Genomic DNA, 26,914 nt, shown 5'->3' on the forward strand with positions numbered 1-26,914 from the left:
ATATCTCCTTGTTCAACATGCAGCACTTTGGGTCCGCAAAGACGCTCAAGCGCGGTATCTGTTTATCCTTACGCGCGAGCAGCGCGCACCCCTCATTCCTCAGCGAGTATTTCTGCAAGGCGCGCGCGCGCGCGATACAGGCGCGTCTCCACAGCCTTGCTACTGACGGAAAGCGCTTTGGCAGCCTCTGATTGACTGAGTCCTTCGACGGTCCTGAGCATCAGGACTTCACGCAACGTGCTAGGCAATGCGCTGATCGCCGCCGACAGTCGCTCCACCTCTATTTTCGATTCAGCACTGGCATGTGCGGAGGGTGCGTCATCCGGCACTTGCTCAATCTCATCATCCGACGGCGCGGAGCCAAATGTGAAGAGCTGCCGCACCCTCTGGCGGCGGCGCCAATCGCGACATTTGTTAATCGCGATCCGGGATAGCCAGGCGCGCAACGGACGCGCACCATCATATTTCCGCAGATGGCTGAACGCGGATACAAAGCAGTCCTGCGTGAGATCAAGTGCTTCCTCGGCATTCCCGACCAGGCCGCGCACCAGTCGAAATATCGCTGTCTGGTGCCGACGCATGATCTCGGCGAAAGCCGACTGCCGACCGGCAAGCGTCAGTGCCGCTAGTTCACCGTCCGAACACGCCTGGAGATCCAGACTCACCGTGCATCGTCGGTGAGCGCATGAACCACCGCCTGATCGAAGGTCTTGGCCTGATCGGGGCGAAGGATTTGCCGCATGGCGAAGATGTGCCCGAGCGTTTCCTTTTGCAGTTCGCCCATTGCCTGATGCGACTGATCGACGGCCGCGGTCACACGCGGCCCTTCGCCATGTTCGACCTCGATCGCGGCTGCGAGACGCGCATTGTCCGATCGCAGTTCAAGCTCCAGCGCGCGCCGACGCACGGCGAAACCCTGCTCTAGCAGCTCGATCTTGGCCTTCTGACGATCATCCAGATCGAGCTTGCTGTGCAAGACATCGTGGAGCTCGACGCCGGCTGCCTTGGGCTGCGGGAAAAAGTAGCGGCCCAGGAACACGCCCGCAACCGCCGATGCAAAGGCGACGATGGCGACGAGGAGGAGCAATTTGGGCTTCATTGAGAACCTACCAGCAGCGTCGAAGGGGCAAGCGGATTTGATGGCCCGAAAGGCGATAGCGTGACCGACGCCTCGGCACGCGGCGTAAAGCCATTGCTGGCGATACCCAGCAGTACCGCTCCGAAAGCCGCGACCGCACCGAGGCGGAATTGAGACGCGGTCGAAACCTGCGGCAATGCCGCTATGCGTCGGAACACAGCATCCTCCAGACCAATCAGCCCCGGATGCGTCGGTTCGTTGCGTAAGCGGCTCAGCAGCCGGTCCAGGTCGGTATCCATCGAAAAGTCCAATCCTCAATCAATCCGGGGCAACGGCCCAAGACGTGTTCTTTACTTTCCCCTCTATCAGCCTGTCCGTCAAAGCATCGCACATAGCGGGCAGATCTGAGCAACAGCGACGGAGCAGCCGCAACGCTATGGCGCCGTCTTCGTCATGCCGGGCATATCCTTCATCATCGCGTCATGGTCTTCGGGCGCACTGGCTATTGCCGCCTGATATTGGGCGGGCGACATACGCGGAAGTTGCCTTACGAAAGCCACCATATCCCAGATCAGTTCGTCGCTATGGGTCTTACCCCAAGCTGGCATCGCGGTCAGCTTGACCCCATGCTTGATGATCCAGAATTGCTCCTTTGGCGATCTTTGCTCCTCGCGGGAAAGCTCCGGCGCCCTCGGATAGAGTCCCTGGCTGATTTCGGACTTTTCCAGTCCTGGCCCGAGATGGCAGCCGCTGCACATCTCGGTGTAGAGCCCCGCCCCGCTCTGCAGCCGCTTCACGTCCCCAAGGTTGGCCGGGACATTCACATCACGAGATCGCACGGCGATGGAACGATCTCGGAGCTGCTCGATCAGCCAATAGACCGGTTTGGTGTGCGGCGAATCCGCCCCGATGTCATAGGCACCCACATAGACGACGATCCCCGCTAGCGCGCCGCCGACCAGCGCTGTCGCAGCGATAAAACCTACACTTGGAAAGTGCCTGCGCAGCCAAGTCGTCCTAGCATTCTCCATAGCTTCCTCCCGAGCGGCAGCGTCCCTTGGATCCGGGTGGTTCTCACACCCATCCAATTGTCCATACGCACTGCAAGCTTCGATCCCTCATCTGTCGCGCAGATCTCATTCGCAAATCCCGCCGGGGTTCTGATTTGCAGAATTCTTGCGCGCCTGATGAGGGGTGGCGCCGCGTGGTGCGTAATTCGATGTGTCGGCAGTCTCGCCGCCCATGGAGAAATCGATGTTTCGTAAAACAATCTTTGCCGTCGCCATGGCGGCGTCTGTCCTCACCGCTACCGCTGCGCAGGCTCACCCTAAGCTCAATGCCGCCACCCCTGCCGCAAATGCCGTGGTCGCCGCCCCGACCAGAATTCAGCTCGTCTTTTCTGAAGCGCTCGTCGCACAATTTTCCGGGCTCGACCTGACGATGACCGAAATGCCAGGCATGAAGATGGCGCCGATGAAGATGAACGGCGTCAAGGCCACCGTGGGCGCCGATGGCAAGACGCTCGTCGCGACGCTTGCCAAGCCGTTGCCGGTTGGAACCTACAAGGTCGACTATCACGTCGTCTCTGCTGACACCCATCGCATCCAGGGCAGCTACACCTTCAAGGTCCAGTAAGACCGTGCCGGACATCATAGCGATCGCAGTGAGGCTGGGACTTTTCCTCGATCTCATGCTCCTCTTCGGGTTGCCGATGTTCGGCCTCTACACGTTGCGCGGGACTGAGCGGGCATCCGGCTCGGTCCTGCGTTTCCGGTCGGTGTTGGCGACAATCGCGCTGGCCGGTATCGTATTATCTATCCTGGGCATGATGGTCTTGGCGGCCTCGATGGGGGGCGTGCCACTCGATCAGGTAGACCGCGCCACGGTCAATCTTCTCATATCGGGCACTGCGATCGGGACGGTCTGGCAGGTACGGGTCGCGGCCCTCCTGCTCGTGCTCTATTTTTCCATCGTCGGTTGGCGGCGTCCCGCTTTCGCCCTGTGGTCGCTGTCAGCGACCGCCGCTGTCGCTCTGGCGACCTTGGCCTGGACGGGGCATAGCGCTGCCGACGAAGGCTTGCGGGGATGGGTCCATCTTGGTGCCGATATCATCCATCTCTGGGCAGCTGGCATCTGGGTAGGCGCGTTGTTCGCGCTTTGCCTCCTCGTTTTCCGCCCTGCCGCGCGCATGGCGGTGGATCACATTCACCTCTCGCACCGCGCGCTGGATGGATTTGCGAAGGTCGGATCGGTGGTCGTGGCGCTGCTTATCGTGTCGGGTTTGATCAATAGTTGGATACTGATCGGCCCCTCCAATCTGGGATCCATGTTTACCAGCCTCTATGGCCTGCTGCTGGTGGCAAAGCTGCTGCTGTTCGGCTTGATGCTGTTGCTGGCGGCGGCCAATCGCTACTTTCTGACGCCGTCGCTCGCGGCGGCGATCGAGACAGGCAACACCTCCTCGGCGATAGGGTCGCTCCGCCGCAGCCTCGCAATCGAGACCGGCTGCGCCGTTACCATTCTTATCTTAGTTGCCTGGTTGGGGCTGTTGGCGCCACCTGCCTCCGGGATGTAAAAGGCATCAAGGCAGCGCGCGCGATATCGCCTTGATCGCCTTTAGACCCGAGCCAAACCGGGAAATCGCCTCCTTGTGCCGTTCGAGCTCGCCATAGGGAAGATAGGCGATTTCGAGGTCCGCGATCCGGTTGAACGCGGGCCTTGCGATTTGCGCGCGGACTTCGCTTTCGCGAGCGTCAGGAGCGACAAGAAACAATCCGGCTGTCGCGTGAAGATCGCTGCCGCTCAGCGCAAGGTCCAGCATCCGGACGATACCCGAATAGATGGAGGTCGAATGTTCGACTTCGAAGGCTGCCGCGACCCGGTCGCCGCCTTGCTCCAGCCACAAAACATCGATGAGGCGGATCGCATCCGCTCCCGTCGATGTCGAAATGGAAGTTGGCAGGCTCTCGAGGCACCCCTCCCCCAAGCGCACCCCGTCATGCAGCCGTCCCCGGTCATTGGATGCGATCCAGATGTCATACCCCAGCGCTAGACCGATATCGCGCAGCCACGCCTGGATTTCCGAATGGGTGCGGTCACTCTCGCCCTGCTTTTGCAGCGCTTTGTTGAGGGTTTGAGCTTCGGCCCGGGCTTGCTCGAGGCGCGCGGCCCAGGATCTTAGAGTCTGGTCTTCCTCGTCGCGCGGGGGCGCGGGATAGCGGCCCGAGCCGATGTCGAACAGAAGGCCACCAATGGCGCCCAGATCGTTCGAGAGCAGATCGCGAAAACGCTCGTTCAGATCGAGCACGCCCGAGCGCATTGCGAGAAAATGCTGCCAGCTTCCGAGCTTCACCTTGCCGCCGGTCAGCTTGTTATAGCCGTTGACGATCGCCGTGTTGAACGGCGGCACGAGGGTTGGATGCAGGAAATAGAGGAGGTTAGCCACCGCTGGCCCCAGCCCTTTGATGTTTAGACGATCGATCGTGTGAATACCTGCGATGATCTCTTCCGCGGTGTCGCAACAGGCGCAATGGTCCAGCAATCGACCAAACGCGCGCTGGTTTGCCGGGTTTTCATAGATGTCGGGAATGCGCAATTTGGGCTTCCAGAGAAACGCATGGTCCGCTCCCTTGAATATCTGTCTCTGCTCGGCGACTGAATGAACGACCGTCTCCAGAGAAGAACCGCGATAGGCCACGCCAAACCGACTGGCTTCGATCTCGGCAACCACTTGAGCCAGACCACGCCTGATCGAGCGAAAATTCTTGATGCGCTCGTCCCATAGAAACCAGCTCTGGTACGTCGCGTTCGGATCTTCCTTCCATCGCTGGATCAGTTGCCGCGCCAGCAATTCAAACTCCGCCAAACCCCGCTCCCCTTTCGCGCCGATCCTCTCCGACGCTAGCACTCCGCCACGTATTCGGCCAGTTTTTGCGCGGTCGCCCCGAATGAAAATCGGATCTCATTATTTGATATCGTCCGGAATATGCGTCAGCAGGTCACGGGTATAGTCGATCAGGAGATCGCCAGCGGTTGCCCCGTAAAGCGCGAGGAACAAGATGAACGCCAGGAGCTTCGGGACGAAGCTCACGGTCTGTTCGCTGATCGATGTAGCAGCCTGGATCATCGAGACAATCAGCCCGACCACCAACATGATTATCAGCGGGGGGCCAGCGACGAGCATGATCACCCAAAGCGCCTGGCCCATCGAGGTTGAGAAAGGGCTGTAGGTCTCCATTGCTCCCACCCGACTATGATGCGGACGCCCCTGCCCGTGATGCTGCAACCTATGTTGCGGGGCGAGCGACACGGAGCGCGATCGGTTGATGCCAATCCGTCTTCCCCACATCCGCTCGCCCCGGCGCCACGCTGCGACCCGTGGGCACCTCGGCTGTCCATCCTGCCAGGCGATGTGCTTCATCTGAATTTACGCAGCGCTGGCGTTTACCCCTCACGACCCGATCTTTTTTTGGAAGAGCGCGTCTCTGTTCGAGGGAAGAGGCGTCGTACCGCGTAATATCAGTGACGGCCGAGGTCAGCGAAAGGCTCGCATGTACGATTGTGTCATCATAGGCGGCGGTCCGGCAGGGCTGACAGCAGCCACCTATCTGGGCCGGTTTCTGCGTTCTACGCTGGTCATCGATGCTGGCGACGGCCGCGCGGCCTCCATTCCAGCCACGCACAACCTGATGGGTTTTCCAGAAGGCATATCGGGCGACGATCTGCTGTCGCGGATGCGCCGGCATGCCCTGCGTTACGGCGCGAAGCTCTCCGATGGTTTAGCCAATGGGATTGTACAGACCCGGACGGGCTTCCTGGTCACTACAGGTGTCGAGGCCGTCAATACCCGCACGATATTGCTTGCCCAAGGCGTGATAAATCATCGTCCGCAAATGGCGCTGGAAATGCATGATCGAGGCCTCGTGCAAGGTCTGATACGCTATTGCCCGATATGCGACGGCTATGAGGTACGCGGCAAGCGGGTGGCCGTGCTGGGGTGCTCAGACCATGGCGCCGCCGAGTCTGTATTCGTGCGGCACTATAGCGACACCGTCACCTTGCTCGCGCAGGACGGCTCGCAACTTTCGGAGGCCGAAGAGGCAGATCTGGCTCGACGCGGTATCGCGGTCGAACACGCCCCTGTCCGAGGTTTGTCGATCGATGGAAAGAATCTGATCGCTCAGTTGACCGATGGCCGATCGCTTCGGTTCGACACCCTTTATGTTGCCCTCGGAACCTCCCCTCGCTCGGAACTCGCGCACATGGCCGGTGCGAAACTGGACCAGGCAGGGTGCATTGTCGTCGACGAGCATCAACAAACGACGGTCAGCGGCCTGTTCGCTGCTGGCGACATGGTCGAAGGGCTGGATCAAATTGCTGTTGCGGCCGGTCAGGCCGCCAAGGCTGCAACGGCGATCCACAATCTGTTGCCCGGCTGAGACGCCAGCGCAGAATCAGCCATCAAAAATATATGCATGTCGGGCTTGACCCTGACACGATGTCAGACCCCAGATTTCATTTCGTCGATAAGGAGACGAGCCTGTGACTGATCCTGTTCCAGCTAGCAATTCGGGCGCCCATAGCTGCTGCGCCGGCAAGCACGGTGGCGGCACGGACGTGAAAGCGGTCAAAGATCCGGTTTGCGGGATGATGGTTGATCCGACGGGAACGTCACATCATGCCTCGCATGACGGCGAGGACTATCATTTCTGCAGCGCGGGTTGCCGCACGAAGTTTGTCGCTGACCCGGAGCGCTACCTGTCCGAGGGTGAGAAGGAGGCGGCAACCGCTCAACCGGGCGCAGTCTGGACCTGCCCCATGCACCCGGAGGTCCGCCAGGATCATCCCGGGCCATGCCCGATCTGCGGCATGGCCCTTGAGCCGGAACTTGTGACGGCAGACACTGGGCCGAGCGGTGAACTTCTGGATATGTCCCGGCGTTTCTGGATCGGCTTGCTGCTCACCATCCCGGTCTTTGTCCTGGAGATGGGCAGTCATCTATTCCCGACGCTGCACACTCTTGTGCCGCCGCGACTATCTGGTTGGCTTCAGTTTGCGCTGGCTACCCCGGTCGTGCTCTGGGCGGGATGGCCATTCTTCGAACGCGGTTGGGTGTCCGTTCGGACGCGCAACCTCAATATGTTTACCCTGATCGCGATGGGCACGGGCGTGGCCTGGGCCTACAGCGTGGTGGCGACCATCGCCCCCTCGGTATTCCCGTCAGCATTTCGAATGATGGACGGCACAGTCGCGATCTATTTCGAGGCCGCCGCCGTCATCACCGTGCTCGTGCTGCTGGGCCAGGTGCTCGAGCTGCGCGCCCGCGAGCGGACTTCGGGCGCGATCAAGGCGCTACTCAACCTCGCGCCCAAGACCGCGCGCCGCATTGGTGCCGATGGGAATGACGAGGAGGTGTCGCTCGAGCAGGTGGCCGTCGGTGATCGTCTCCGTGTCCGGCCTGGCGAAAAAGTACCCGTCGACGGCAAGGTCGAAGACGGCCGATCTTCGCTCGACGAGTCGATGGTGACGGGCGAGTCGATGCCGGTCACGAAGGCGCTGGGCGATGCGGTCATCGGCGGAACGATCAACCAGAGCGGCGCCCTCGTCATTCGCGCAGAGAAGGTCGGACGCGACACGATGCTGGCCCGTATTGTTCAGATGGTCGCTGACGCCCAGCGTTCGAGGGCACCCATCCAGCGCTTGGCCGATCGGGTCGCGGGATGGTTCGTGCCTGCGGTCCTGCTGATCGCGGTCATTGCCTTTGGCGTGTGGGGGATCTGGGGGCCAGAGCCGCGTCTGGCCCATGGCCTGATCGCCGCTGTCGCTGTCCTCATCATCGCCTGCCCCTGCGCCTTGGGGCTGGCGACGCCGATGTCAATCATGGTCGGCATCGGCCGGGGCGCAGGGCTCGGCGTGCTGATCAAGAATGCCGAAGCCCTGGAGCGGATGGAGAAGATCGACACACTGGTCGTCGACAAGACCGGCACGCTGACCGAGGGGCGGCCGTCGGTTACCCGCATCGTTCCCGCGACAAGCTATGAGGAGACCGAGCTTCTGCGGCTTGCCGCCGGCGTGGAGCGGGCATCGGAACATCCGCTGGCGCTGGCCGTGGTCGCCGCCGCCAAGGATAGGGGGATTGCGCTTCCCGAGGTCACCGACTTTGATTCCCCAACCGGCAAGGGAGCGATCGGCACGGTCGATGGCAAGCGCATCACGCTGGGCAATGCCGGCTTCCTGTCAGAAAACGGGATCGAGGTTCGCGCCGTTGAGCCGCAGGCGGATGAGCTGCGCCAAGACGGCGCGACCGCCATCTTCATCGGGATCGACGGACAGGCCGCCGGCATCCTTGCCATTGCCGATGCAATCAAAGAAACGACGGCTGAGGCTATCGCGGCGCTTCGCAAGGAGGGCATCCGGGTTGTCATGCTGACGGGCGACAATCGCACAACAGCACAAGCGGTCGGGCGGAAACTTGGAATCGATGATGTCGAAGCCGAAGTGTTGCCGGATCAGAAAAGCGATGTGGTCTCGCGATTGAAAGCTGAGGGGCGCATCGTGGCCATGGCAGGCGACGGAGTTAATGACGCGCCCGCGCTCGCCGTCGCCGATGTCGGCATTGCGATGGGCTCGGGCACCGATGTCGCAATCGAAAGCGCCGGCGTCACCCTGCTGAAGGGCGACTTGAACGGCATCGTTCGTGCGCGCCGTTTGAGCGAAGCAACGATGTCCAACATCCGCCAGAACCTGTTCTTCGCTTTCATCTACAACGCTGCCGGGGTCCCGATCGCTGCGGGGCTGCTCTACCCGATCTTCGGCATCCTGCTCTCGCCGATCATCGCGGCGGCCGCGATGGCACTGTCCTCCGTCAGCGTCGTGACGAACGCATTGCGGCTCAACCGGGTGGAATTGTGAACATCGGCGCGGCATCGGACGCGAGCGGGGTCTCTCAGCGGATGATCCGCCATTACGAGAAAATCGGCCTGATCCCGTCGGCGGCGCGGCGGGATAGTGGGTATCGCGACTACTCGGATGCCGATGTGCATCGACTTCGGTTCATAGCCAATGCCCGCGACCTCGGCTTTCCAATCGAAGAAATCCGAAAGCTGCTTGATCTATGGTCCGATCGGGCCCGCGCCAGTGCCGAGGTCAAGGCACTGGCAGAGTCCCGCGCAGCCGACCTTGGCCGCAAGGCGGACGCGCTTAATGCGATGCGAGCAGCGCTGATGGATCTGGCGAGGAGCTGTCACGGTAACAATCGGCCGGAATGTCCGATCCTGACGCATCTGGAATCTTGAATCTAGTCTTCGCGCGGGGCCTTCGCGCTCATTTCTGCAACTCGCGACCCGCCAGTTTCGCGAGCCGGCGCGGAAGATCGGCAGCAATCTTGCGTTGCTGTTGAGGCTGCGCCTTCTTCCATGCCCGGCATTCGGGTTTGGACCTACCGCACCCTCGACACCACCCGGTCGTGCCATCGAAACGGCACAGGTCTATGCACGGCGACTTAACAGCAACCTCGTCAGTGGCATTCGACTGTTAGGTGCTTCAACTCATGGACCGGCACGAGCCGGTCGCGGATCACGCCTGCATTGATCCCCGCACTGCCGACCACTCCGACGATGGCGGCATGGGCCTCGGGACCGACACGCCAGACATGCAGATCGGCAATACGCACATCGCCTGGCCCTTCAACGAGATCCTGTATTTCCTCGGCAACATGGCTGTCGGTCGAGTCGAGGAGGACTGAGGCGGTATCTCGCATCAGGCTCCAGGACCAGCGGGCGATTACGACGGCTCCCACGATCCCCATGACGGGGTCCATCCACACCCAGCCAAGGTAGCGGCCTGCCAGAAGGGCCGCGATTGCCAATACCGATGTGAGAGCGTCGGCGAGGACATGCACATAAGCCGAGCGGAGATTGTTGTCGCCGCCATGGGCATGATGGTCGTGGGCATGATCGTCATGCCCATGATGGTGGTGGTGGCTGCCCGACAGCAGGAAGGCGCTGAGGATATTCACGCCAAGCCCAACGACGGCAATCAGGGTCGCCTCGCCGAAGGCAACCTTTATGGGCTCGAACAGCCGAAGGATCGATTCAATCCCGATCCCCAGGGCGATCAGGCCCAGCACCAGCGCCGAGGCGAAGCCCGCCAAGTCGCCGACCTTGCCTGTTCCGAAGCTGAACCGCCGGTTCGATGCATGCTGCTTGGCATAGGCATAAGCAATCGCTGCGACACTCAACGCGCCAGCATGCGTTGCCATATGGAAGCCATCGGCCAGCAGCGCCATCGATCCGGTGACATAGCCGGCGAAAATCTCGCCGATCATCATCACAGCCGTCAGCACCACCACCCACAGCGTCCGACGAGCGTTGTCGTCGTGAGAGGCCCCCAGATACACATGGTCGTGCACAAAGGCGTCAATATCGTGGGACGTCGTCATGATCTCAGCCTTATTTCGCGTAGCGGCGTATGACCGCGATCAATTCGTCTGCTCCCGCGGCACGATCTTCGGCCGTGAGGTCGGGGTCCGCCACATGGGCTCGGACATGCTCTTCAATAATCTCGTCCATCAGCCCGTTCATGGCGCCGCGCGCCGCTGCAACGAGATGCAGAGTCGTCGTGCAATCGGCGTTGGCGGTCAGCGCTTTCTCGATCGCCGTGACCTGCCCGGCGATACGTCGCACGCGCTTCAGGAGCTCATCACTGCCTTCGGTCAAATGTCCCATAGCATACCCCCCTACCCTATCTCGTTGGTGATAGCCAGAGCAGTCTCAGGCCCCGGAGCCGCCTAGGCGAGTTCGCGATTGGACAGATAGTCGGCTTACCAGTCAGGCCAATTTATTGAGCAAACGCCCGGCTGCGCCCGCCTCGGCAGCAAGATTGCGATTGTAGGCAAGCGGCATGCGCGGGCTCTTCCAGCGCAGCGCATCCATGATTCCGGCGAGATCCTCGCCGCTTGCGAACAGGTCTTGGTTGAGCCCCACGCGTGTCGAATGCGCGCTGACCCCCTTGAGCAGTCGCGCGAGATCGTCGGCGGTGAGATCGCTCAGAGCCCCGCGATCGAACGCCCGCTGGATGATCGACCGGTAGATCGGTCCGATCGACCCGGGATGCAGGGCAACACTGCCGACATCAAACTCCAACCGGGCCGGCACCGCCGGCTTAGAGAGCGTCTTGCGTAGATCCCAGGTTTCGCGGCTTGAGATACTATCGATTCGACGCCCCTTCACCGCTGCTCGCGCCTTGTAGCGCCGCACCTGGACGCGGCGAAACAGCGGACCAGAGGATATCCCTGCGGATTGCGTCCAGGCCGCAATCGCGCGCACCGAGCGCGGCGACAGGTACGCGGTCGCCCCCTCCCCTTCCTGGTCGCCCTTGCTGCGCTGTATCGTGAGAAGCCGCGCCTCGGGATCGAGCGCCTCGACAATGTGCTCAACCGCGATCGCCACCAACTCGGAGGCGCGCAGCCCCGTATCATAGGCAACCGACAGCAGCGCGCGATCGCGCAGTCCCGGCAGATCGTCGGGGCAGGCCTCGAGCAACGCCCGCACGTTCAGCCCTCGCGGTGCCTCGCGCTCCACATCACGGACCGGCCCCTTGAAGCGCAGCGGCCGTGCCTGGACCTGCGCCGTCCCCTTCTCGCGCCGGATCGCCCGGAGCCGCAGCTTGACCAGCTCGGTCTGCGTCGGATCCTTCAGATCGAGAAGCTGGTGGATCTTCGCGATCGACGCCTTGTAGCGGCCGAGCGAAGCCGGTTTGGCCCCCTTCCCCGCCCTTGCGTCGAGATAGTCAGCCACGAGTTCGGGGGTCGCTGGCAGCGACGACCTGTGCGAGCACCGACACCAAAGATCGAACGCCTCTAGATCGGATTTGAGGGCGCGGATGCTGTGGGGCGAGGAGGCGGCCTGATAGGCATCGATGAGCGCCTTGTTGACGGTGATCGTCTGGCCGGCCCCAAGCTTCGTCACTTCCCATGCCAGATCGACCCCCGATCCCGATGGCGGGTCCGTCACTGGGCTTATGGCGGGCAGTTGTTCCACGCTCAGGGCCTCGACTGTTCGATGATCTGGTCGTGGGTGAACGGCTCCATGCCGTAAGCCGCGGCCAGGCCGTTGAAGGCCGCGACGGCGACGCGCTGGAGTTCCTCTACCCCGATCGACGTTAGCGTTGCATCGTACTCGTAGGAGTCCTCAACCGCCGCGTGGCCTTCGTCATTGAACTGGAACGGGCCGCGCGGCCACCAGCTGTCCCTGATGTCGGTGACGCCGAGCCGGACATGGATCGGCAGCGAACCACCATGGGCGAGCACCAGCGCGCAGTTCCGCTCCAGAAAATGGAGCCAGCGCTGGTAGAAATAGCCGGTCGACAGGGTGAGCCGCTCTTCATCTCGCTGAAACAGGAACCCCCCGCCCACGCCCCAGATTTCGCCGGTCTTCTCGAACCACTGGGTCAAGGCGACCGTGGGATCGACGCCCTCCTCCGCTGTGCCTGGCCAGTAGACCATCGCTCCGCCCTTGCTGATTCCGAAATTGAGCGCGTTGGGCTGTGCCAGCAGCGCCGGATGCCCCTCACTGCCAGCCAGAGCTTGCTTTGCTCCCGGCTTCGCCGCCCATTTCGACGGAATGATCCGCGCATAGCCCGCGAAGTGCGGCTTCCACCGCAGCTTCGTCGTGCCGTGCATCGGATTGGTCACCGTCTGCACTTCGGACCGATCAAACCAGACGTCGGCATCACCCGGGAAATGCGACTGCCAGGGAATGGCTTCTGGCGGCAGCGGGGGAAGTTCGTCCAATGAGGCCTTCAACGCGCCCGCGAGCTGCTTTGCCAATTCTCCGCGCACGCGGCGTAGCTCGGTCGTATCGGCGCCAACCGGCAGGTGAAACGCGATCGGTCCGCGCCTACCCCGCATGTCGAACGGCAGCTTGTCGAGCGTGGCGCCCTCGAACGCGGTGTTCCAGACCTGGATGACGCGGTGCTCGCTCAGCGCTCGGTTCGCATAGCCCATCTCGAGGAGGACGTTCGGGTTCGCGCAGGCTTTGCCGCTCTCGGACACGGCGATCGGCGTGACGTCCCCGACGAAGACCGCCGCCTCGTCGATCTTGCGAAGAATGGTTGCGACGATATCGGGCGTGCCGGCGACCCCTTGGGTGTCCGAGGTCAGGCTCGGTCGATCGGCCTCTTCGACGTCGGCCGACAACATCATGATCGCGGCGTCGAGCGCGAAACGGACGACCTCGCGCGTGACCCGGCTGTCGAGATCGCTCTGCCATGACCAGAAAACCGTCTTTTCCACGCGTGAAGCCCCTGCCCGGTCTGAGCTGCTTGTGTCGTTTTTACCAAACGACCGGACTGTAAGGCATTGGGATTCCTTTGACCATATGGGACCAAACCTCCGGACTCTCGCATTTCCAGCGTACTTTTGCTACTAAACGGCCGGACCCGGCAACTCGAGTCCCTGATGCAATCGGGGATAGGTCATGGCCGATGCAGGCACCGCGCTGACGAAGACCACTTCTGCTGATTGGCAGGTCGCCTGTAGCCGCGAACCGGTGATCCGCGCACTCGATGAAATGCCCCGGATCACGCGCGTTGCGCTCCGCGATGCGGGCGCTGAACTGGGCTTGAGCCGATCGCGCCTTTACGAACTGCTTGCGCGCTATCGCGAGGCGCCAGTCACCAGTTCCCTACTCGACCAAGCCGACGGTTATCCCAAAGGCCGGCAGCGACTCCTGCCCGAACTTGAAGACGTCATCACCGCTGAAATCGAACGGTTCTACCTGGCCCGCCCGAAGCCCACGCTGGCCCAGCTCGTCCGCAGCATCAACCACGCATGCCTTGAGCAAGGTCTGTGTGCGCCAACGCGCAAAACGATTGGCCGGCGTGTTGCGGCGGTCGGAAAGAAGCGATTGATCAAGGCACGCGATGGCGCGAAGGCCGCTGCCGATCAATTCCGACCAGTGATCCAATACTACGAGGCGGACTACCCGCTTCAGATCGTCCAGATGGACCACACGCCGGCCGATATCATCATCGTCGACGAGTATTTTCGCAGGCCCTTGTGCCGCCCTGCCCTGACACTGCAGATCGACATCGCAACGCGCGTCATCCCCGGCTTCTATGTCTCGCTTGAGCATCCCTCAGCGACCTCTGTCGGCATGGCATTGCGTCACGGGGTCTTGCCGAAGGCCCAATGGCTGGAGGAGCGCGCCGTCGATATGGATTACCCGGTGTTCGGCGTCCCCGACGTTCTTCACGTCGACAACGCCCGGGAGTTCCACTCACGCGCCCTTGCCCGCGGCTGCCAACAACATGGGATCAACCTGCGCTATCGGCCCAAACGAACCCCCCACTACGGCGGCCATATCGAGCGGCTGATCGGAACCACCATCGGCGAGATCCACCTGCTCCCGGGCACCACCTTCTCCAGCGTCGCGGACAAAGGCGACTACGACGCCGAAGGCCAAGCCTGCATGACGCTCGGCGAATTCGAGCGCTGGCTCGCGCTGCAGGTCGGCGTCTATCACTGCAACAAACATAGCGAACTTGGCATCCCACCCATCAAAGCGTGGCAGGAGATGCGGGGCAAACGCCCCCTGCCCTTGCGGCTGCCGGTCGATCCGGAGCAATTCCTGCTCGATTTTCTACCGTTCGAGATGCGCAAGGTTCGGCGCGAGGGCATCGAACTGTTTCACATGTTCTACTGGCATGGCGCGCTGACCGGGCTCGTTGCCGATTGTGACCACAAGCTGCCGATCAAGTACAATCCGCTCAACCTGTCGGCAGTCTACGTCGAGCTTCCCGACCAGACCCACCTGACCGTACCGCTTCGTGACTGCCGCCGGCCCGCGATCACGAAGTTCGAACATCTTGCTGCGCTCAAGGCGCTGCGCGAACGCGGACGGCAGGCCGTGGACGAACAGGCACTGTTCGACATGGTCGCCGAGCAACGCCGCATCGTTCTCGAAGCGATTGAGAAGACCAAGATCGCCCGGAAATCCGCTCAGCGTATTGCCTATGCCCTGGATATCGGCAGTCCGCCGCTCGTTCCGACCCCAGCCCCGGCGATTTCGGCCGGCGATCAGCGGGAAGAACCCCAAGATATCGTGCCATTCGAAATCGAGGAGCGACCATGACCGTCCTCTACGAGCACCTGCTTCCAGCCTACCGCGAGCAGGCGGAAAACTCCGACGCTGCACGTATAGACTGGCTCCGCCGCGACCGCTGGGTTGCCCTCCCGCAAGCAGAGATGGCGCTGTCCCGCCTTGAGGAACTGGTGACCTATCCGCCGCGCGGGCGCATGCCTTGCCTGCTGCTGTTCGGATCAACGGGCATGGGCAAAAGCGAGATTTTGCGGCGCTTTGCCGAGTTGCACGCGTCAGCTTACGACAAGCGCGCCGGCCTCACCACCATGCCGGTCGTTGTCGTGCAAATGCCGCCACAGCCGACCGAGGAGGAGTTCTACACCGAGCTGCTGCTGGCGATGAACTTTTCCGAATTCGACCACATCTCGCTGCGATCGCTGCGGGGCCTCGCACGCCGCACGCTCGCAGAATTCGGCGCCAAGGTCCTGGTGCTCGACGAGATCGACAAGATGCTGGCCGGCACGCCGCGGCAACAGCGGATCTTCCTCAACACGGTCCGGTTTCTCACGAACGACCTGCAGATCCCGATCGTGTGCGCCGGCACCGAAGACGCGCGGATTGCCGTGCTCACCGACCCCAATCTTGCCGATCGCTTCGGGGCCTTCGAGCTGCAACCTTGGCGAAACGACCATGCACTGCGCCAGTTGATGGCCAGCTTCGCCGGGCTGCTTCCATTGCGGCGTCCCTCCAATCTCGACACCAACGCGGCTCGCCAGCGCGTGATCGCGCTTACCGCCGGCGTCACCGGCCGGATATTTCGGCTGATGGAGGCGGTGGCGATCGCAGCGATCCACAGCGGCCGTGAGATGATCGACGCGGACAGCTTCGATGACGAGGAGCTGTTGCTGCCCTTGGTCTCGATGCAGATCATCGCCGGCAACGATCGCGCGATGCGGCGGCGTGCAGCATGACCGACTATCTCGCCCCACTCCCCGATGAGCTGCTGACCTCATGGTATGCGCGGCGAAGCCACAAGCTTCGCGCGCGGCCAAATGCAGAGCCGCAAGCGGTCCAGGATCGCAGCGGCGCATGGCGACACCCGGATATCCAGCCAACCAGATCCTGGCTCAAAGCAGCCGCTGCTAAATTTCATGTTGATGCTGCGGTCTTGGCAGCCAATTCGCTCGCCCGACTGCGGCCCGGAGTGCCTGCGGACTTTCTGGCTTGGGAATGGGCGCCATTTTCCGAGGCGCTGGGGGGATATAGACCGGCACCGAAGCTGGCCCAGGCATGGTGCTGCCGTTGCCTCGCCGAGGATTTTGCGGCGGGTCGGCCCGCCCACATCAGGATGCAATGGGCGGATGCCGCCTCGAGCTTCTGCCAGGTACACCGCTGGCCGCTTTTCGATCACTGCCCCTTTTGCCGATCGTGCCAATGGAAATTGGTCGCTCCCCCGCGGGGCCCACTGCGCATGTTTTGCAAGGAGTGCTGGCACCCGCTGGACCAAGCGATACCCGATGCCTTTGCCTATGCCGACGGATATCGTAACCAATGGGACTGTGTCGCTGCCTTCGAAGCCGAGGTCCACGTTGCCTTGCGCGGCAGGACGCCCGACCAATTCCGCTTCAACTTCACATCGGCAAGCCAACTCATCAATGAAGTGCGCGATATCTGCGGCCTGCTGCTCACCATGAGCACCGGCCACGAAGCGACAAACATTCCGTTGAACGCCTATCCCTGCGCCGCAATGCGAGCCTATGGGTATTCGCGCCCTTTCGGGCCACCCGTTCGCCGTTTCCGCTGGCGATGGCAACCATGTGGCTGCGACGATCCCTGCTCGGGGCGATTTGCGCCATTCTCGACCCCACGGATGAAGCAGGGCGCAAACTATATGGCCCCGACGAACCATCGGCGCTCAGGGTGTTCCTCAACACGACCCACGACGCCGCGATTAACCGATTTCTCGCCGAGCCTGGGCGATGGTCGCGTTCGCTGGCACGTCGGATCGAGGACAAGCGACGAAAAGACCGGCAGGACAGGACTATCGGGAAGCTCCAGCGGGCCATCGGGCGACTGCGTCAGGCATTTGCAACGCCTTGTGGCCCAACTGAGCAGGACAGCGGCGAGCGGCGCAGCAGCGGAACGAGCGGCGTGAGCGGATTTGGGAGGTGGCGGCGCGGCACGGAACCTGGAAGCGCAGGATAGGCCTGGCTCTGGGGTCCAGCCCTCGGAATATCGAAGTTGCATGCCGAATTGCTTGGCAACGCTGAACACGACAACGTAACTGGACCCCATGACTGATTGTGCCTGCAGTTCTGCAAGAACCGACACCTTGGCCCAGCGCCGGGTCCTGCGGATTGCGCTGGTCCTGAACGCGATGATGTTCATCGTCGAGACTGGCGCAGGGCTTGTTACCCATTCAACCGGCCTCATCGCCGATGGTATCGACATGCTTGCAGATGCGAGCACCTATGCAATTACCCTTACTGCGGTGAGGCAAGGTGCGCGCTTCAAAGCCAATGCCGCGATGACCAGCGGAACGATCCTGCTGCTGCTCGGCCTTGGCGTGCTGGCCGAAGTCGGCCGGCGCTACTTTGGCGCCGAGCAGCCCGAGGGCCCAATCATGATCGCAGTGGGACTTGTTGCCCTGATGGTCAACGCGGCAGTCCTGCGGATGCTGGGCAAGCAGAACCGCGACGACGTGCACATCCGCGCAACGTGGATATTCACCCGTGCCGACGTGGTAGCCAACGCCGCTGTCATTGTCTCCGGCCTTACAGTCCTGCTCACCGGCAATCGCTATTTCGACCTGCTTGTCGGATTAGGGATCGGCCTCTTCGTCATTCGTGAGGCGCTGGAAATCCTTGGTGATGCCGGAAGGGCGCGCAAGCTTACCGGCTAGCGGCAGAAGCGGCCACCGGTCTAACGAAGCGGAGCATGCCGCCAGCGATCAGCGCAAACAGAGCTCCGGCCAGGAATGTCGCTGCAGGCCCCAGCCTCGACCACAACAGGCCCGCGACGACGCTGGCAAGCAGCATGGCGATCCCGGTCGCCAGGTTGAACAAGCCAAAGCCAGAACCTCGCAACTGCGCGGGTGCCGCGTCGGCGACCAGCCTTGCAAGGACGCCTTGCGTCAGCGCCATGTGCAGACCCCACATGGCTACCCCGGCAAAGGTCGCAATCAGCCCCGGTCCGAATGCGAGCAGCAAATCCGCGATCAAGAGGCAAACCAGTCCACCAGCCATGGGCCACCTCGGATCGGCCTGGTCCGATATCGCACCCGCCGGATAGGCTCCCAACGAATAGACCAGGTTCATCACTACCAGCACCAATGGCGTCCATGCCAACGGCAGCCCTTCGCCATTGACCCTCAGAACGAGGAAGGATTCGCTGAACCGGGCCAAGGTAAAGACAACGCCCAGCGCCACGACCATCCAGAACCCCGGGTCGAACGATCGCAAGTCCGCGAGCTTGAGCGGCGGCTTGGCACTACCCGCCTCGCGCCGCTCCGCCTCGCCGACGCCGAATATCACCAGCAGGACCGAGATCACTGCCGGGACGAGCGCAATCCAGAAGATTGCACGCATGTTGTCGGCCAGCGCGAACATGAGGGCGATCGCCGCCAGCGGACCCAAGAATGCGCCCACCGTGTCGAGCGCCTGGCGCAGTCCATAGGCACGGCCCCGGATCTCGAGCGGGGTCACGTCGGCGACGAGGGCATCGCGCGGCGCTCCGCGCAGGCCCTTGCCGATCCGGTCGGCAAACCTCGCGCCCAGCACCGGCATCGGCCCGGCCGCGATCGCGAAGAACGGCTTCGACAAGGCGCCCAGCCCATAGCCGAGCAGGATGAGCGGCTTGCGGCGCCCGAACCGATCGGACAGGTAGCCTGAGAACATCTTGGTGATCGAAGCGGTGGATTCCCCGATCCCGTCGATCAGTCCAACCATAGCCACGCTGGCCCCCAGCGTCCCGGTTAGGAAAACCGGCAGCAGCGCGTGGATGATCTCGGAAGACAGGTCCATGAACAGGCTGATGAGCCCCAAAGCCCAGACTGTGCGCGGCACTCGCGCAGCCGGGCCGGGCCGGGTGTCTCTCACGAGGCGGAGCCTTGCGCGGATGTGAGCAGGTCGTTCGTGGCAGTCCCGTGCCTCCCAAACCTGAGAATCAGCGCGGGCAGGAGCAACAGACTCATAAGGGTCGATGTGACGAGACCGCCGAGAATCACCAACGCCATCGGTCCCTGTACTTCGCGGCCGGCCTGTCCGCTTTCCAGCGCCAGCGGCAGGAGGCCGAGCGCGGTGACCAGCGCGGTCATCAGGATCGGGGTGACGCGTTCCTCGGTTGCCCTGAGAACAGTTGCGAGGCCGAAGGCCTCGCCTTCCTCCTGAACGAGATGATCGAGGTGAGAGACCAGCAGGATCGCATTGCGCGCGGCGATCCCGAACAGCGTGACGAATCCGACAAGCGCGCCAAGTGACAGGACACCGCCGGTCAGGACCACGGCGACCACCCCACCGACCAGAGCAAACGGCGTGCCCGCGAGGATAAGCGCAGCCGAGCGTAGCCCGCCGAAGGCAAGAACCAGCAGGCCGACGATGGCGACCGCAGCGATCGCCACGTTGAGCATGACCTGATGCGCTGCGGCTGCCTGCCCCTCGGCGACCCCGCTATAGGAAAGCGTCACTCCCGCCGGCAGTTTGACCTTGGCCGCGATCGCCGCGCGCGCATCGCGGGCGAAACCCGCGACATCGGCGCGGGTCGGATTGAGCGTCACGATCTGGCGGCGCTGGCCGCCATCGCGATTGACGCTGCTGCGCCCCTCTTCGAGATAGATCGTGGCGACATCGCCCAGCCTGACCGACGAACCGTCGGCCGAGCGCACCAGAATATCACCGACGCTCTCCGGATCGCGGCGCAGCTCAGCCGGCAGGATCACGGCAACATCGGTCACCCTGTCGGCCTCGGCGACTTGGCCCGCGACATGGCCCTGATTGGCGATCTCGATCGCGTCGTTGGCATCGGCCGGGGTCACCCCATGCGCGGCCATGCGCGCGGGGTCGAGCTCGATCGTCAGGACCGGCGTTCCGGGTGGCGATTTCACCCGAACGTCAGCCGCGTCAGGAACCCTGGCGACGACATCGGCTACCTGCATCGCCACCTTGTCGAGCGTATCGAGATCGGCGCCGTAGATGCTCACCGCGAACTGCGCCGTCTCACCTGACAAGGATTCCCCGATCCGGTCGCCCAGGAAGGTCAAGGTTTCAGACTGGAGCGATGGATAGTTGCCAAGGGTGTGGCGAATGGCGTCCAGCGCGGCTTCCTGACTACGCGCGCCGCCGGGCTTGAGTTCGACGTGGACTTCGCTCTGGTTGGGTGGGAACGGATCCTCGCCCGCCTCGGCGCGCCCGATCTGTTGCTCGACGGTGGCGACTCCCGGAATGGCCATAAGATCGCGCGAGAGTTTGGTGCCGGTTTCGCGCATCCAACCAATCGAGGCTCCGGGCGGGCCATTGACCTTGAGGACGTAGTGCCCCTCGCGGAACGCTGGCAGAAGCTCGCCGCCAAACAGCAGCAGCCCGACGATCCCGACGAGGCCGGTTATCGCGGTCGCGCCGAGCACCAGCGAAGGCCTCCCGCAGACGCGGGTCAGAAAAGCTCGATGCCAGGTCTTGGCACGAACCAGCAGGGCGGGTTCGTCGTGCGGGTTGGTGCGGGCAAGCAGCAAGTAGGCAAGCGCCGGGGTCAGGGTGATGGCAACGCACAGCGAGGCGATCACGGCGAGCAGGATCGCCAGCGCCAGTGGAGAAAAGAACGCACCCTGGAGACCAGTCAGGAACAGGATCGGCGCGATGGTCAGCGCCAGCACATAGGTCGCATAGACCACCGGTGCGCGGACCTCGACGCTCGCTTCGGCTATGATCTTCTGGCGGTCACCGCCTATCGCCCCGCGCAAGCGTCGGACGATGTTTTCGACATCGACCACGGCATCGTCGACCACCACACCGAGCGCCACGGTCAGTCCGCCCAGCGTCATGGTGTTGATCGTCTGCCCCAGCAGATCGAGCACGATCAGCGCGGCGAGCAGCGACAGCGGGATCGCGAGGAAGGCAATCAGCGCGACCCGGATATCGCGCAGGAAGGCCATCAGGATGAAGCCGATCATCACCGCGCCTACAGCCAAATCGATCGACATGCCGTGCAGTGCGGTCTCGATGAAATTGGCGGGCCTATGCAACCCGGGATAGATCGAGACGCCCTGCGCGGCGAGCGTGGGGTGCAAATCGTCAAGCGTCGATTCAACAGCCCGCGTCGCATCAAGCGTGTTGGCGCCATACTGGCTGAACAGCGAGACCAGCACGCCGGGGCGGCCCATGATCAGCGCGTCGCCCATCTGCGGTCCGGCAACCAGGGCAATGTCCGCGACATCATGCAAGCGGATTGCTGGCCCGCCACCGCTGGAGATCAGTGCATTCCCCAGCGCCGTGGCATCGATCCGTCCGTTGGTCGGGCGCACCAGGATGCGCTGGTTCGCGGTCTCAACAAAGCCGCCCCCGCGCATGGTGGTGAGCGCCGAAACCGCTGCCGAGACATCCGCGAGCGAAATCTGCCGCGCGACCAGCGCCTCGGGACGGACCCGGACTTCGAAGCGCGAATCCGCCGAACCATAAATCACAGCGCCGGCGACGCCGCGTGTCGCGAGCAGCCGCGGCTTGATCGTCCATTCGGCGAGTGCCCTGAGTTGCCGCTGATCGAGCTTGTCGCTCGTCAGTCCGATCTTGATCAGGTCCATCGTCGAGGAGGTCAGCGGGGACAGGGTCGGCGTCGCCACGCCGCTCGGCAACTGGCCCGACACCTTGGCGAGCGCCTCGGCCACGATCTGCCGGACCTTGAGCGGGTCCGATCCTTCCCGGAAGGTGACCCTGATCAGCGACAAGCCCTGCGAGGATTCCGAACGAACGGTCTCGATGCCGTTGGCGCCGTTGATCGCGTTTTCGAGCGGACGGGTAACCAGCGCCTCGACCTGTTCGGCCACTAACCCCGGAGATTCGGTCTGGACGGTGACTTGCGCGGGGACGAATTCCGGGAAGACATCGTAGCGCGCCCGGTCGACGACGACGATCCCATAGGTAAGCAGGATCGCGGCGATGCCGAGGACGACCCAGGCATTGCCGACGCACCAGCGAACGAGCCGATTGAGCATGGGCCTAGTCCTGCTCGCCGGAGGACTGCGCCGGGCGGGTTTCCAGCGCGAGCAAGCCGGCGCTGCCGTGGATCACGATCGTCTCGCCTGATTTAAGGCCGCCGCGCACCAGCCAGCCTGCCTCCACCGATTGGGGATCGATCAGCGCCTCGCGCTCGAACTTTCCGCCTGCCTGGCGGAACACCCACATCTGCCCCTGATAGCGCACGATGGCATCGCGCGGCACAAGCACGCCTGAGACGGAACCGCTGGATGCCGCCTGCACCGACAGGACCCGTCCCGCCAGAACCTGGCGCACCGCCGGACCGGTGACGACCGCCAACACGCCTGCGGATTGCAGTTTGCTGTCTGCCGCCGCCGCTGCGCCGAGAACGCGCGCATTTGCGACGAGGCCTCCCGCATGCACTTGTACGGTCGTGCCAGTGGCAAGCAGCACGCCGGGAACATCTATCCGGATCAGGGCAGCATCGCCCGCCGCTATCCGGGACACGAGCTGATGCAAGGCTGCATCGCCAAGACTGGCAAGCCCAGGCCCGTATTCCAGGCCGACCCGCTGGCGCGCGAGGCGAAGTCTGGCAAGGTCAGCAGCAGCCTGCGCCCGTGCGGCTTCTAGCGCGCGACGTGAGGCGCTGACATCGTTGTGGTAAAGCGCATCGAGCCGAGTCGCCTCAGCCTGTGAGGCAGCCGCAGTGGCACGGGCGCTGTCGATCTCGGCGACGATGGCCGCCAGTGCTCCAGCATCGAGCCCCTTGGCAAAGCCGCCGGCCTGCTGCGCCCCGGACCAGACGGCGAGCGGCGCAACAACGATCCCAAGGCGCTGACGCAGGGCTGGATCGCGGACCGGATCGGGACTGGCTGTCGCGACCGGCTTGTCGCGACCCACTTCACCCTCCTTTTCTCCAAGGTCGCCCGTCCAATAAAGTGCAAGCGCAAGGATCGATGCGCCCGCCGCCGCTCCCATGGCGACCAGCGCCGCTCCCTTGCCGCCGTTCACGCTCCTGCTCCTTCAATCAGTGTTTCTGGCCCTGTCAGTGGGCGGCGGAGAACCTCTTCGAGCGCCGCATCGGCGGCGAGGACGCGCGCCAGAGCGTCGAGTTCGGCGAGGCGCGCCACTTCGAGCCCGGCTTGCGCAGCCGCCCAGTCATTTCGGTCGATGGCGCCTGCCGCCAGTTCGCGATCAGCCTGCGCTGCGAGCCGTGTGGCTATCGGCAAATCCAGTTCGCGCGCCTGAGTCAGCGAGCGGCGAGCGGCTGCCGCCTCGGCCATGGCCTGATCGATCCCCGCGACGGCCCCGGCATAAAGCGCCTCGAGCTGTGCGGCCGCTTCGCTGCGCCGCGCTTCGGCGGCGGCGATCGCGCGGCGGTTGAGATCGAGCGGCGGCAGGGCGAGGCCGACATTGAACGGGATCTTGACCAGCCCGTGGTCCCAGGTGAACCCCGGCCCGACGCTCAATGCCGGATATTGCTTGGCGACTTCGCCGCGCAGGTCGAACTCGGACTGTTCGTATGCGGTCATGCCCTTCAGAAGGTCGGGCCGTCCGAGCAAGGCCGAGTAGCGATCGGCCGGCGCAAATGCTGCCAGCAGTGCCGGGGCTTCAAGGCCGGGCCAACTTGCGATCAGCTTCCGCGCCTGATCGAGTGGCACGCCGAGCGCGGCGGCGATCTGGACTGTTGCAGCCTCCCGTTTCGCTTGTGCGGCCGCAAGGCGCGAGCTTGCGTCGGCGAGGTCGACTCGGGTCCGCTCCAGTTCGGCGCGTGACGCCTCGCCCTGTGCGACTCGTCGTTCGAGCACGGCAAACCGTCGTTCCTGCAGGGCATGCAAGCGACTGGCGACGATGGCTTGCCGATCCGCCACTGCCTGGTCCGCCATGGAACGCACGAGCGCCATTCGCGCGGTCCAGATTGCGTCGGCGAGATCATAGCGCGCCGCTGTCACTGCCAGATCGGCCGATCCGATGCGCGCCGTCCGACGGCCACCGGTATCCAGTGGAAAGTCGGTGGCCAGACCCAGAAGCCACGGCTTGGGATCGGCCCCGGCATATTCGGTGCTAAGCGTCATGGTCGGACCGACTGGCGCATGCGCAGCGCGCGCCGCCGCCTCGGCGCTGGCCACCTTGGCGCGAGCGGCCGCGACAGCAGAGTTGTTGGCGAGCAGCACCTCGAACAGCACAAGCCTGTCGGGATGACTTGCATCACACGGCGCGCGGGTCGCCATCGTCCGACAGGCGCTCGCGGCAGCGTTCAAGTCCGCAGTCCGTGAAGAAAACCCGGCGGCCGTATCGGCGACGCTGACGGGCTTCGGCGCATAGTGGGTGCAGCCGGCAAGCGCGAGCACGGCTACGGTTAGTCCCATTCGCCGACGCCTCTGGCGGCGGGCGATGCGCGCGAGCGATGGACGAGATTGCGAGATCACGCAGATATCCTCTTCGGGAAACGGATTTCGGCGCGCAGGCCCGGTCGTGCATCGCTGAGCGAGAAGGTTGCGCCATGTGCCTGCGCTATGGCTCGCACCAGGCTCAGCCCGAGACCGTGGCCCGCGGCCGAACGGGAAGTTTCGAGCCTGACGAAGCGCTGCTGTACGCGCTCGCGATCAGCTTCGGGAATGCCCGGACCGTTGTCATCGACCGTAACCAGCGCGCCGCCGTCGTCGTACCGGGCTTGCAGGGCGATGACCGATCCAGGGGGCGTATGCCGCAATGCGTTCTCGACGAGGTTGGTGAGTGCCTGGGCAATCAGTTCCCGATCGCCATGGACCGTGATGCCGGAACCTACAGCAACGTGCAGGGTTCGCTGCTCGTCTTCGGCCAGCAGTACAAGCGTTTCGCCCAGTTCCGACACCAGTTCGGACAGGTCGACTGCCGTGAAGGCGCGGCGCAAGTTGCCTTCCTCGACTTCCGCGATGCGCAGGATCGCGTTGAACAGAGCCAGCACATTGTCCGCCTGCTCCACGGCCTCGTCGATCGACCCACTGGCGGCGGGTTGTGCCTGGCCGCCGCGCATGCGTTCGAGATGATTGCGCAGATGCGAAAGCGGTGTGCGCAGGTCATGCGCCAAATCGGCGGTGACCTGCCGCAGATTGGCGATCAAGCCTGCGATTCGGTCGAGCATAGCGTTGAGCGAATGGGCAACACGGTCGAACTCGTCGCCGGCAGTGCCGACGATGGCCCGTTGTTTAAGGTCGCCTCCGATAATTGCGCTGGCAGTCGTCTCGATGCCCTCCAGGCGGCGGCTCAAGTAGCGCGCGAGCAGCAAGGCCCCCGCAAGGCCAAGCAATAGCAGAGCCAGGACCGTGCTGCCGAACATCGCCAGGATGGTGTGATCGATCGCTTCAAGGGATTCGAGATCGGCGGCAACGACCAGGCGATAGTTGCCAGGTAGCGCAGTCACTTGTGCGCGTGCCTTTTCGCGTCCTTCTCCCGGATCGGTGAACACTATGTTGCGCCAGCCCGGCTGCGCTAAAGGAATTGCGAGATTGCCTGCAATCCTCGTCCCCCGGGCATCAAACAGGGCGGTCCCGAGTCCAATCGGGCGGGTTCGTCCTTGCTGGTCGAGCGCGGACTGGACGCCTCTCACCCCATCGTCACGATATTCGATCATAAGGGCAGTGGTAGCCTGCTCGATGCGCGCATCGATCTGGCGCGAGAATGCAACATGGGTCGCAAAATAGACTGCCATACCGAGCAGAAGGGTCGCAGCCGCAAAGGCCAGCCAGCCCCAGAGCGCGATGCGATTGGCGGCGCTGCGGCGTCCGAACTTCATGCCGCCCGGATCCGATAACCGGCGCCGCGCGTGGTTTCGATGAGATCAGGAAGGCCGCCTTCGTTGAGTTTGGCACGCAGCCGGCTCATGTGGGTTTCGATGATCTTGGTTTGCGGGTCGAAGTGGAAGTCCCAGACCTGTTCGAGCAGCATGGTCCGGGTTACGTACTCACCCGCTTGGCGCATCAGCACTTCGAGTAGTCGAAATTCGCGGGGCTGAAGGAGGATAATCCTGGCATCGCGATGCACCGTACGGGTGATCAGATCGATTTCCAACGGCCCTGCATGCAGCCTCGTGGCGATTCCGCCCTGGACATACCTGCGGCCGAGCGCCTGCACTCGAGAGACAAGTTCAGCTGGCGCAAACGGCTTGACCAGATAGTCGTCGGCGCCAGCGTCCAGCCCATCAACCCGGTCCTCGATCCGCCCGAGCGCGGTCAGCATCAGCACCGGGGTCGTAACGCCGCGGCCGCGCAAAGTCTTGAGCAGGGTCAATCCGTCGAGTTCCGGAAGCATGCGATCGAGAATGATCACGTCCCATGGGGACGAGCACGCGAGCTGCAGAGCTTGTTCGCCGGTGCCGACGGATGACACGACATGGTCCAGATCAGCGAGATAGGTCTCGATGAATTCAATCGTGTCTAAATCGTCTTCGGCAAGAAGGACGCGCATGCCCAGAATAGCCCCGCTGACTGGACGCGCGGTTCGTCCAATTCGCGCTAGATAGCTTTTTCACGCGGGCAATGGGGGATACAATTGTGTAACCTAACAATTTGGCCGCCATGGCAGTCTGAAAG

At 63.2% G+C, this 26,914-nt stretch carries 26 protein-coding genes; 9 read left to right on the plus strand and 17 right to left on the minus strand.

The window, feature by feature from the left end; all coding sequences use genetic code 11:
* Positions 1-92: 92 nt before the first annotated feature.
* From K3A85_RS16550 to K3A85_RS16565, 4 genes are all read right to left on the minus strand, one after another.
* Positions 93-665, minus strand: coding sequence for an RNA polymerase sigma factor (locus tag K3A85_RS16550; protein ID WP_225207625.1), 573 nt, complete (start codon positions 663-665; stop codon positions 93-95).
* Positions 662-1,099: a periplasmic heavy metal sensor gene (locus K3A85_RS16555; RefSeq protein ID WP_031290470.1), complete on the minus strand. Its 438-nt coding sequence runs from the start codon at positions 1,097-1,099 to the stop codon at positions 662-664. Before K3A85_RS16555 ends, K3A85_RS16550 begins: the two co-directional genes overlap by 4 nt.
* Positions 1,096-1,377, minus strand: coding sequence for a hypothetical protein (locus K3A85_RS16560; protein WP_017502274.1), 282 nt, complete (start codon positions 1,375-1,377; stop codon positions 1,096-1,098). The genes K3A85_RS16555 and K3A85_RS16560 overlap by 4 nt, the downstream gene beginning before the upstream one ends.
* Before the next feature lie 135 nt (positions 1,378-1,512).
* On the minus strand, positions 1,513-2,109 hold the full coding sequence (locus K3A85_RS16565) for a c-type cytochrome (protein WP_017502273.1): 597 nt from the start codon (positions 2,107-2,109) through the stop codon (positions 1,513-1,515).
* A gap of 211 nt (positions 2,110-2,320) precedes the next feature.
* Here K3A85_RS16565 and copC point away from each other — a divergent pair, with 211 nt between their 5' ends.
* Positions 2,321-2,713: a copper homeostasis periplasmic binding protein CopC gene (gene copC, locus K3A85_RS16570; RefSeq protein WP_051035789.1), complete on the plus strand. Its 393-nt coding sequence runs from the start codon at positions 2,321-2,323 to the stop codon at positions 2,711-2,713.
* Between the two features lie 4 nt (positions 2,714-2,717).
* Complete coding sequence (gene copD, locus K3A85_RS16575; protein ID WP_318248097.1) at positions 2,718-3,653, plus strand: copper homeostasis membrane protein CopD; 936 nt, start codon at positions 2,718-2,720, stop codon at positions 3,651-3,653.
* A gap of 6 nt (positions 3,654-3,659) precedes the next feature.
* Here the strand turns inward: copD and K3A85_RS16580 are convergent, their stop codons facing one another.
* Together K3A85_RS16580 and K3A85_RS16585 are read right to left on the minus strand one after the other, a co-directional pair.
* Positions 3,660-4,943: a type II restriction endonuclease gene (locus K3A85_RS16580; RefSeq protein WP_225207627.1), complete on the minus strand. Its 1,284-nt coding sequence runs from the start codon at positions 4,941-4,943 to the stop codon at positions 3,660-3,662.
* Positions 4,944-5,042: 99 nt separating this feature from the next.
* On the minus strand, positions 5,043-5,315 hold the full coding sequence (locus tag K3A85_RS16585) for a flagellar biosynthetic protein FliQ (RefSeq protein ID WP_225207628.1): 273 nt from the start codon (positions 5,313-5,315) through the stop codon (positions 5,043-5,045).
* 313 nt (positions 5,316-5,628) lie between these two features.
* Between K3A85_RS16585 and K3A85_RS16590 the strand changes: the two genes are divergently transcribed.
* The 3 genes from K3A85_RS16590 to cueR all read left to right on the plus strand — a co-directional run bounded on the left by K3A85_RS16590 (position 5,629) and on the right by cueR (position 9,372).
* Positions 5,629-6,516 (plus strand): NAD(P)/FAD-dependent oxidoreductase, encoded by an 888-nt coding sequence (locus tag K3A85_RS16590; RefSeq protein WP_225207629.1) that lies wholly within the window; start codon positions 5,629-5,631, stop codon positions 6,514-6,516.
* A gap of 178 nt (positions 6,517-6,694) precedes the next feature.
* The gene (locus tag K3A85_RS16595) at positions 6,695-8,989 is read left to right on the plus strand and encodes a heavy metal translocating P-type ATPase (RefSeq protein ID WP_404822971.1); all 2,295 of its coding nucleotides are present in this window, start codon (positions 6,695-6,697) and stop codon (positions 8,987-8,989) included.
* Positions 8,986-9,372, plus strand: coding sequence for a Cu(I)-responsive transcriptional regulator (gene cueR, locus K3A85_RS16600; protein WP_021243459.1), 387 nt, complete (start codon positions 8,986-8,988; stop codon positions 9,370-9,372). The genes K3A85_RS16595 and cueR overlap by 4 nt, the downstream gene beginning before the upstream one ends.
* Before the next feature lie 28 nt (positions 9,373-9,400).
* Here cueR and K3A85_RS16605 read toward each other — a convergent pair whose 3' ends face one another.
* The 5 genes from K3A85_RS16605 to K3A85_RS16625 all read right to left on the minus strand — a co-directional run bounded on the left by K3A85_RS16605 (position 9,401) and on the right by K3A85_RS16625 (position 13,370).
* Positions 9,401-9,568: a DUF1289 domain-containing protein gene (locus K3A85_RS16605; protein WP_081659631.1), complete on the minus strand. Its 168-nt coding sequence runs from the start codon at positions 9,566-9,568 to the stop codon at positions 9,401-9,403.
* A 25-nt stretch (positions 9,569-9,593) separates the two neighbouring features.
* On the minus strand, positions 9,594-10,517 hold the full coding sequence (gene dmeF / locus K3A85_RS16610; RefSeq protein WP_225207631.1) for a CDF family Co(II)/Ni(II) efflux transporter DmeF: 924 nt from the start codon (positions 10,515-10,517) through the stop codon (positions 9,594-9,596).
* A gap of 10 nt (positions 10,518-10,527) precedes the next feature.
* On the minus strand, positions 10,528-10,803 hold the full coding sequence (locus K3A85_RS16615) for a metal/formaldehyde-sensitive transcriptional repressor (protein ID WP_021243461.1): 276 nt from the start codon (positions 10,801-10,803) through the stop codon (positions 10,528-10,530).
* Positions 10,804-10,905: 102 nt separating this feature from the next.
* Positions 10,906-12,117: a tyrosine-type recombinase/integrase gene (locus K3A85_RS16620; RefSeq protein ID WP_225207632.1), complete on the minus strand. Its 1,212-nt coding sequence runs from the start codon at positions 12,115-12,117 to the stop codon at positions 10,906-10,908.
* A gap of 2 nt (positions 12,118-12,119) precedes the next feature.
* Positions 12,120-13,370, minus strand: coding sequence for a hypothetical protein (locus tag K3A85_RS16625; protein ID WP_107394499.1), 1,251 nt, complete (start codon positions 13,368-13,370; stop codon positions 12,120-12,122).
* A gap of 184 nt (positions 13,371-13,554) precedes the next feature.
* Between K3A85_RS16625 and K3A85_RS16630 the strand changes: the two genes are divergently transcribed.
* From K3A85_RS16630 to K3A85_RS16645, 4 genes are all read left to right on the plus strand, one after another.
* Positions 13,555-15,210, plus strand: coding sequence for a Mu transposase C-terminal domain-containing protein (locus K3A85_RS16630; RefSeq protein ID WP_225207633.1), 1,656 nt, complete (start codon positions 13,555-13,557; stop codon positions 15,208-15,210).
* Positions 15,207-16,130, plus strand: a complete 924-nt coding sequence (locus K3A85_RS16635) for a TniB family NTP-binding protein (RefSeq protein WP_225207634.1) — start codon at positions 15,207-15,209, stop codon at positions 16,128-16,130. The genes K3A85_RS16630 and K3A85_RS16635 overlap by 4 nt, the downstream gene beginning before the upstream one ends.
* On the plus strand, positions 16,127-17,314 hold the full coding sequence (locus K3A85_RS16640; protein ID WP_225207635.1) for a TniQ family protein: 1,188 nt from the start codon (positions 16,127-16,129) through the stop codon (positions 17,312-17,314). Before K3A85_RS16635 ends, K3A85_RS16640 begins: the two co-directional genes overlap by 4 nt.
* A 138-nt stretch (positions 17,315-17,452) precedes the next feature.
* A complete protein-coding gene (locus K3A85_RS16645) occupies positions 17,453-18,061 on the plus strand; it encodes a cation diffusion facilitator family transporter (RefSeq protein WP_225207636.1) in 609 nt (202 codons plus the stop codon).
* Here the strand turns inward: K3A85_RS16645 and K3A85_RS16650 are convergent.
* From K3A85_RS16650 to K3A85_RS16675, 6 genes are read right to left on the minus strand one after another with little or no spacing between them, the layout of a single operon-like run.
* Positions 18,051-19,256: an MFS transporter gene (locus tag K3A85_RS16650; protein WP_318248098.1), complete on the minus strand. Its 1,206-nt coding sequence runs from the start codon at positions 19,254-19,256 to the stop codon at positions 18,051-18,053. The two genes, K3A85_RS16645 and K3A85_RS16650, sit on opposite strands and share 11 nt — an antisense overlap.
* Positions 19,253-22,360: an efflux RND transporter permease subunit gene (locus K3A85_RS16655; protein WP_225207638.1), complete on the minus strand. Its 3,108-nt coding sequence runs from the start codon at positions 22,358-22,360 to the stop codon at positions 19,253-19,255. The genes K3A85_RS16650 and K3A85_RS16655 overlap by 4 nt, the downstream gene beginning before the upstream one ends.
* Before the next feature lie 4 nt (positions 22,361-22,364).
* Complete coding sequence (locus tag K3A85_RS16660; protein ID WP_225207639.1) at positions 22,365-23,354, minus strand: efflux RND transporter periplasmic adaptor subunit; 990 nt, start codon at positions 23,352-23,354, stop codon at positions 22,365-22,367.
* Positions 23,351-24,772 carry a TolC family protein gene (locus tag K3A85_RS16665; protein ID WP_225207640.1) on the minus strand — a complete coding sequence of 474 codons (1,422 nt, stop codon included), beginning with the start codon at positions 24,770-24,772 and terminating at the stop codon, positions 23,351-23,353. The genes K3A85_RS16660 and K3A85_RS16665 overlap by 4 nt, the downstream gene beginning before the upstream one ends.
* Positions 24,769-26,118 carry a HAMP domain-containing sensor histidine kinase gene (locus tag K3A85_RS16670; RefSeq protein WP_225207641.1) on the minus strand — a complete coding sequence of 450 codons (1,350 nt, stop codon included), beginning with the start codon at positions 26,116-26,118 and terminating at the stop codon, positions 24,769-24,771. Before K3A85_RS16670 ends, K3A85_RS16665 begins: the two co-directional genes overlap by 4 nt.
* On the minus strand, positions 26,115-26,789 hold the full coding sequence (locus tag K3A85_RS16675) for a response regulator transcription factor (protein ID WP_225207642.1): 675 nt from the start codon (positions 26,787-26,789) through the stop codon (positions 26,115-26,117). Before K3A85_RS16675 ends, K3A85_RS16670 begins: the two co-directional genes overlap by 4 nt.
* Between the last annotated feature and the right edge of the window lie 125 nt (positions 26,790-26,914).

This window comes from Novosphingobium huizhouense (assembly GCF_020179475.1).
Classification (GTDB): domain Bacteria; phylum Pseudomonadota; class Alphaproteobacteria; order Sphingomonadales; family Sphingomonadaceae; genus Novosphingobium; species Novosphingobium huizhouense.

Excerpts from the sequence above, each read along its gene's own strand:
- K3A85_RS16645 (WP_225207636.1), top strand. The coding sequence starts at position 17,453 with ATGACTGATTGTGCCTGCAGTTCTGCAAGAACCGACACCTTGGCCCAG.
- K3A85_RS16585 (WP_225207628.1), bottom strand. The coding sequence starts at position 5,315 with ATGGAGACCTACAGCCCTTTCTCAACCTCGATGGGCCAGGCGCTTTGG.
- K3A85_RS16590 (WP_225207629.1), top strand. The coding sequence starts at position 5,629 with ATGTACGATTGTGTCATCATAGGCGGCGGTCCGGCAGGGCTGACAGCA.
- K3A85_RS16555 (WP_031290470.1), bottom strand. The coding sequence starts at position 1,099 with ATGAAGCCCAAATTGCTCCTCCTCGTCGCCATCGTCGCCTTTGCATCG.
- K3A85_RS16655 (WP_225207638.1), bottom strand. The coding sequence starts at position 22,360 with ATGCTCAATCGGCTCGTTCGCTGGTGCGTCGGCAATGCCTGGGTCGTC.
- K3A85_RS16675 (WP_225207642.1), bottom strand. The coding sequence starts at position 26,789 with ATGCGCGTCCTTCTTGCCGAAGACGATTTAGACACGATTGAATTCATC.
- K3A85_RS16635 (WP_225207634.1), top strand. The coding sequence starts at position 15,207 with ATGACCGTCCTCTACGAGCACCTGCTTCCAGCCTACCGCGAGCAGGCG.
- K3A85_RS16670 (WP_225207641.1), bottom strand. The coding sequence starts at position 26,118 with ATGAAGTTCGGACGCCGCAGCGCCGCCAATCGCATCGCGCTCTGGGGC.
- dmeF (WP_225207631.1), bottom strand. The coding sequence starts at position 10,517 with ATGACGACGTCCCACGATATTGACGCCTTTGTGCACGACCATGTGTAT.
- copC (WP_051035789.1), top strand. The coding sequence starts at position 2,321 with ATGGAGAAATCGATGTTTCGTAAAACAATCTTTGCCGTCGCCATGGCG.
- K3A85_RS16630 (WP_225207633.1), top strand. The coding sequence starts at position 13,555 with ATGGCCGATGCAGGCACCGCGCTGACGAAGACCACTTCTGCTGATTGG.
- K3A85_RS16640 (WP_225207635.1), top strand. The coding sequence starts at position 16,127 with ATGACCGACTATCTCGCCCCACTCCCCGATGAGCTGCTGACCTCATGG.
- K3A85_RS16615 (WP_021243461.1), bottom strand. The coding sequence starts at position 10,803 with ATGGGACATTTGACCGAAGGCAGTGATGAGCTCCTGAAGCGCGTGCGA.
- K3A85_RS16560 (WP_017502274.1), bottom strand. The coding sequence starts at position 1,377 with ATGGATACCGACCTGGACCGGCTGCTGAGCCGCTTACGCAACGAACCG.
- K3A85_RS16565 (WP_017502273.1), bottom strand. The coding sequence starts at position 2,109 with ATGGAGAATGCTAGGACGACTTGGCTGCGCAGGCACTTTCCAAGTGTA.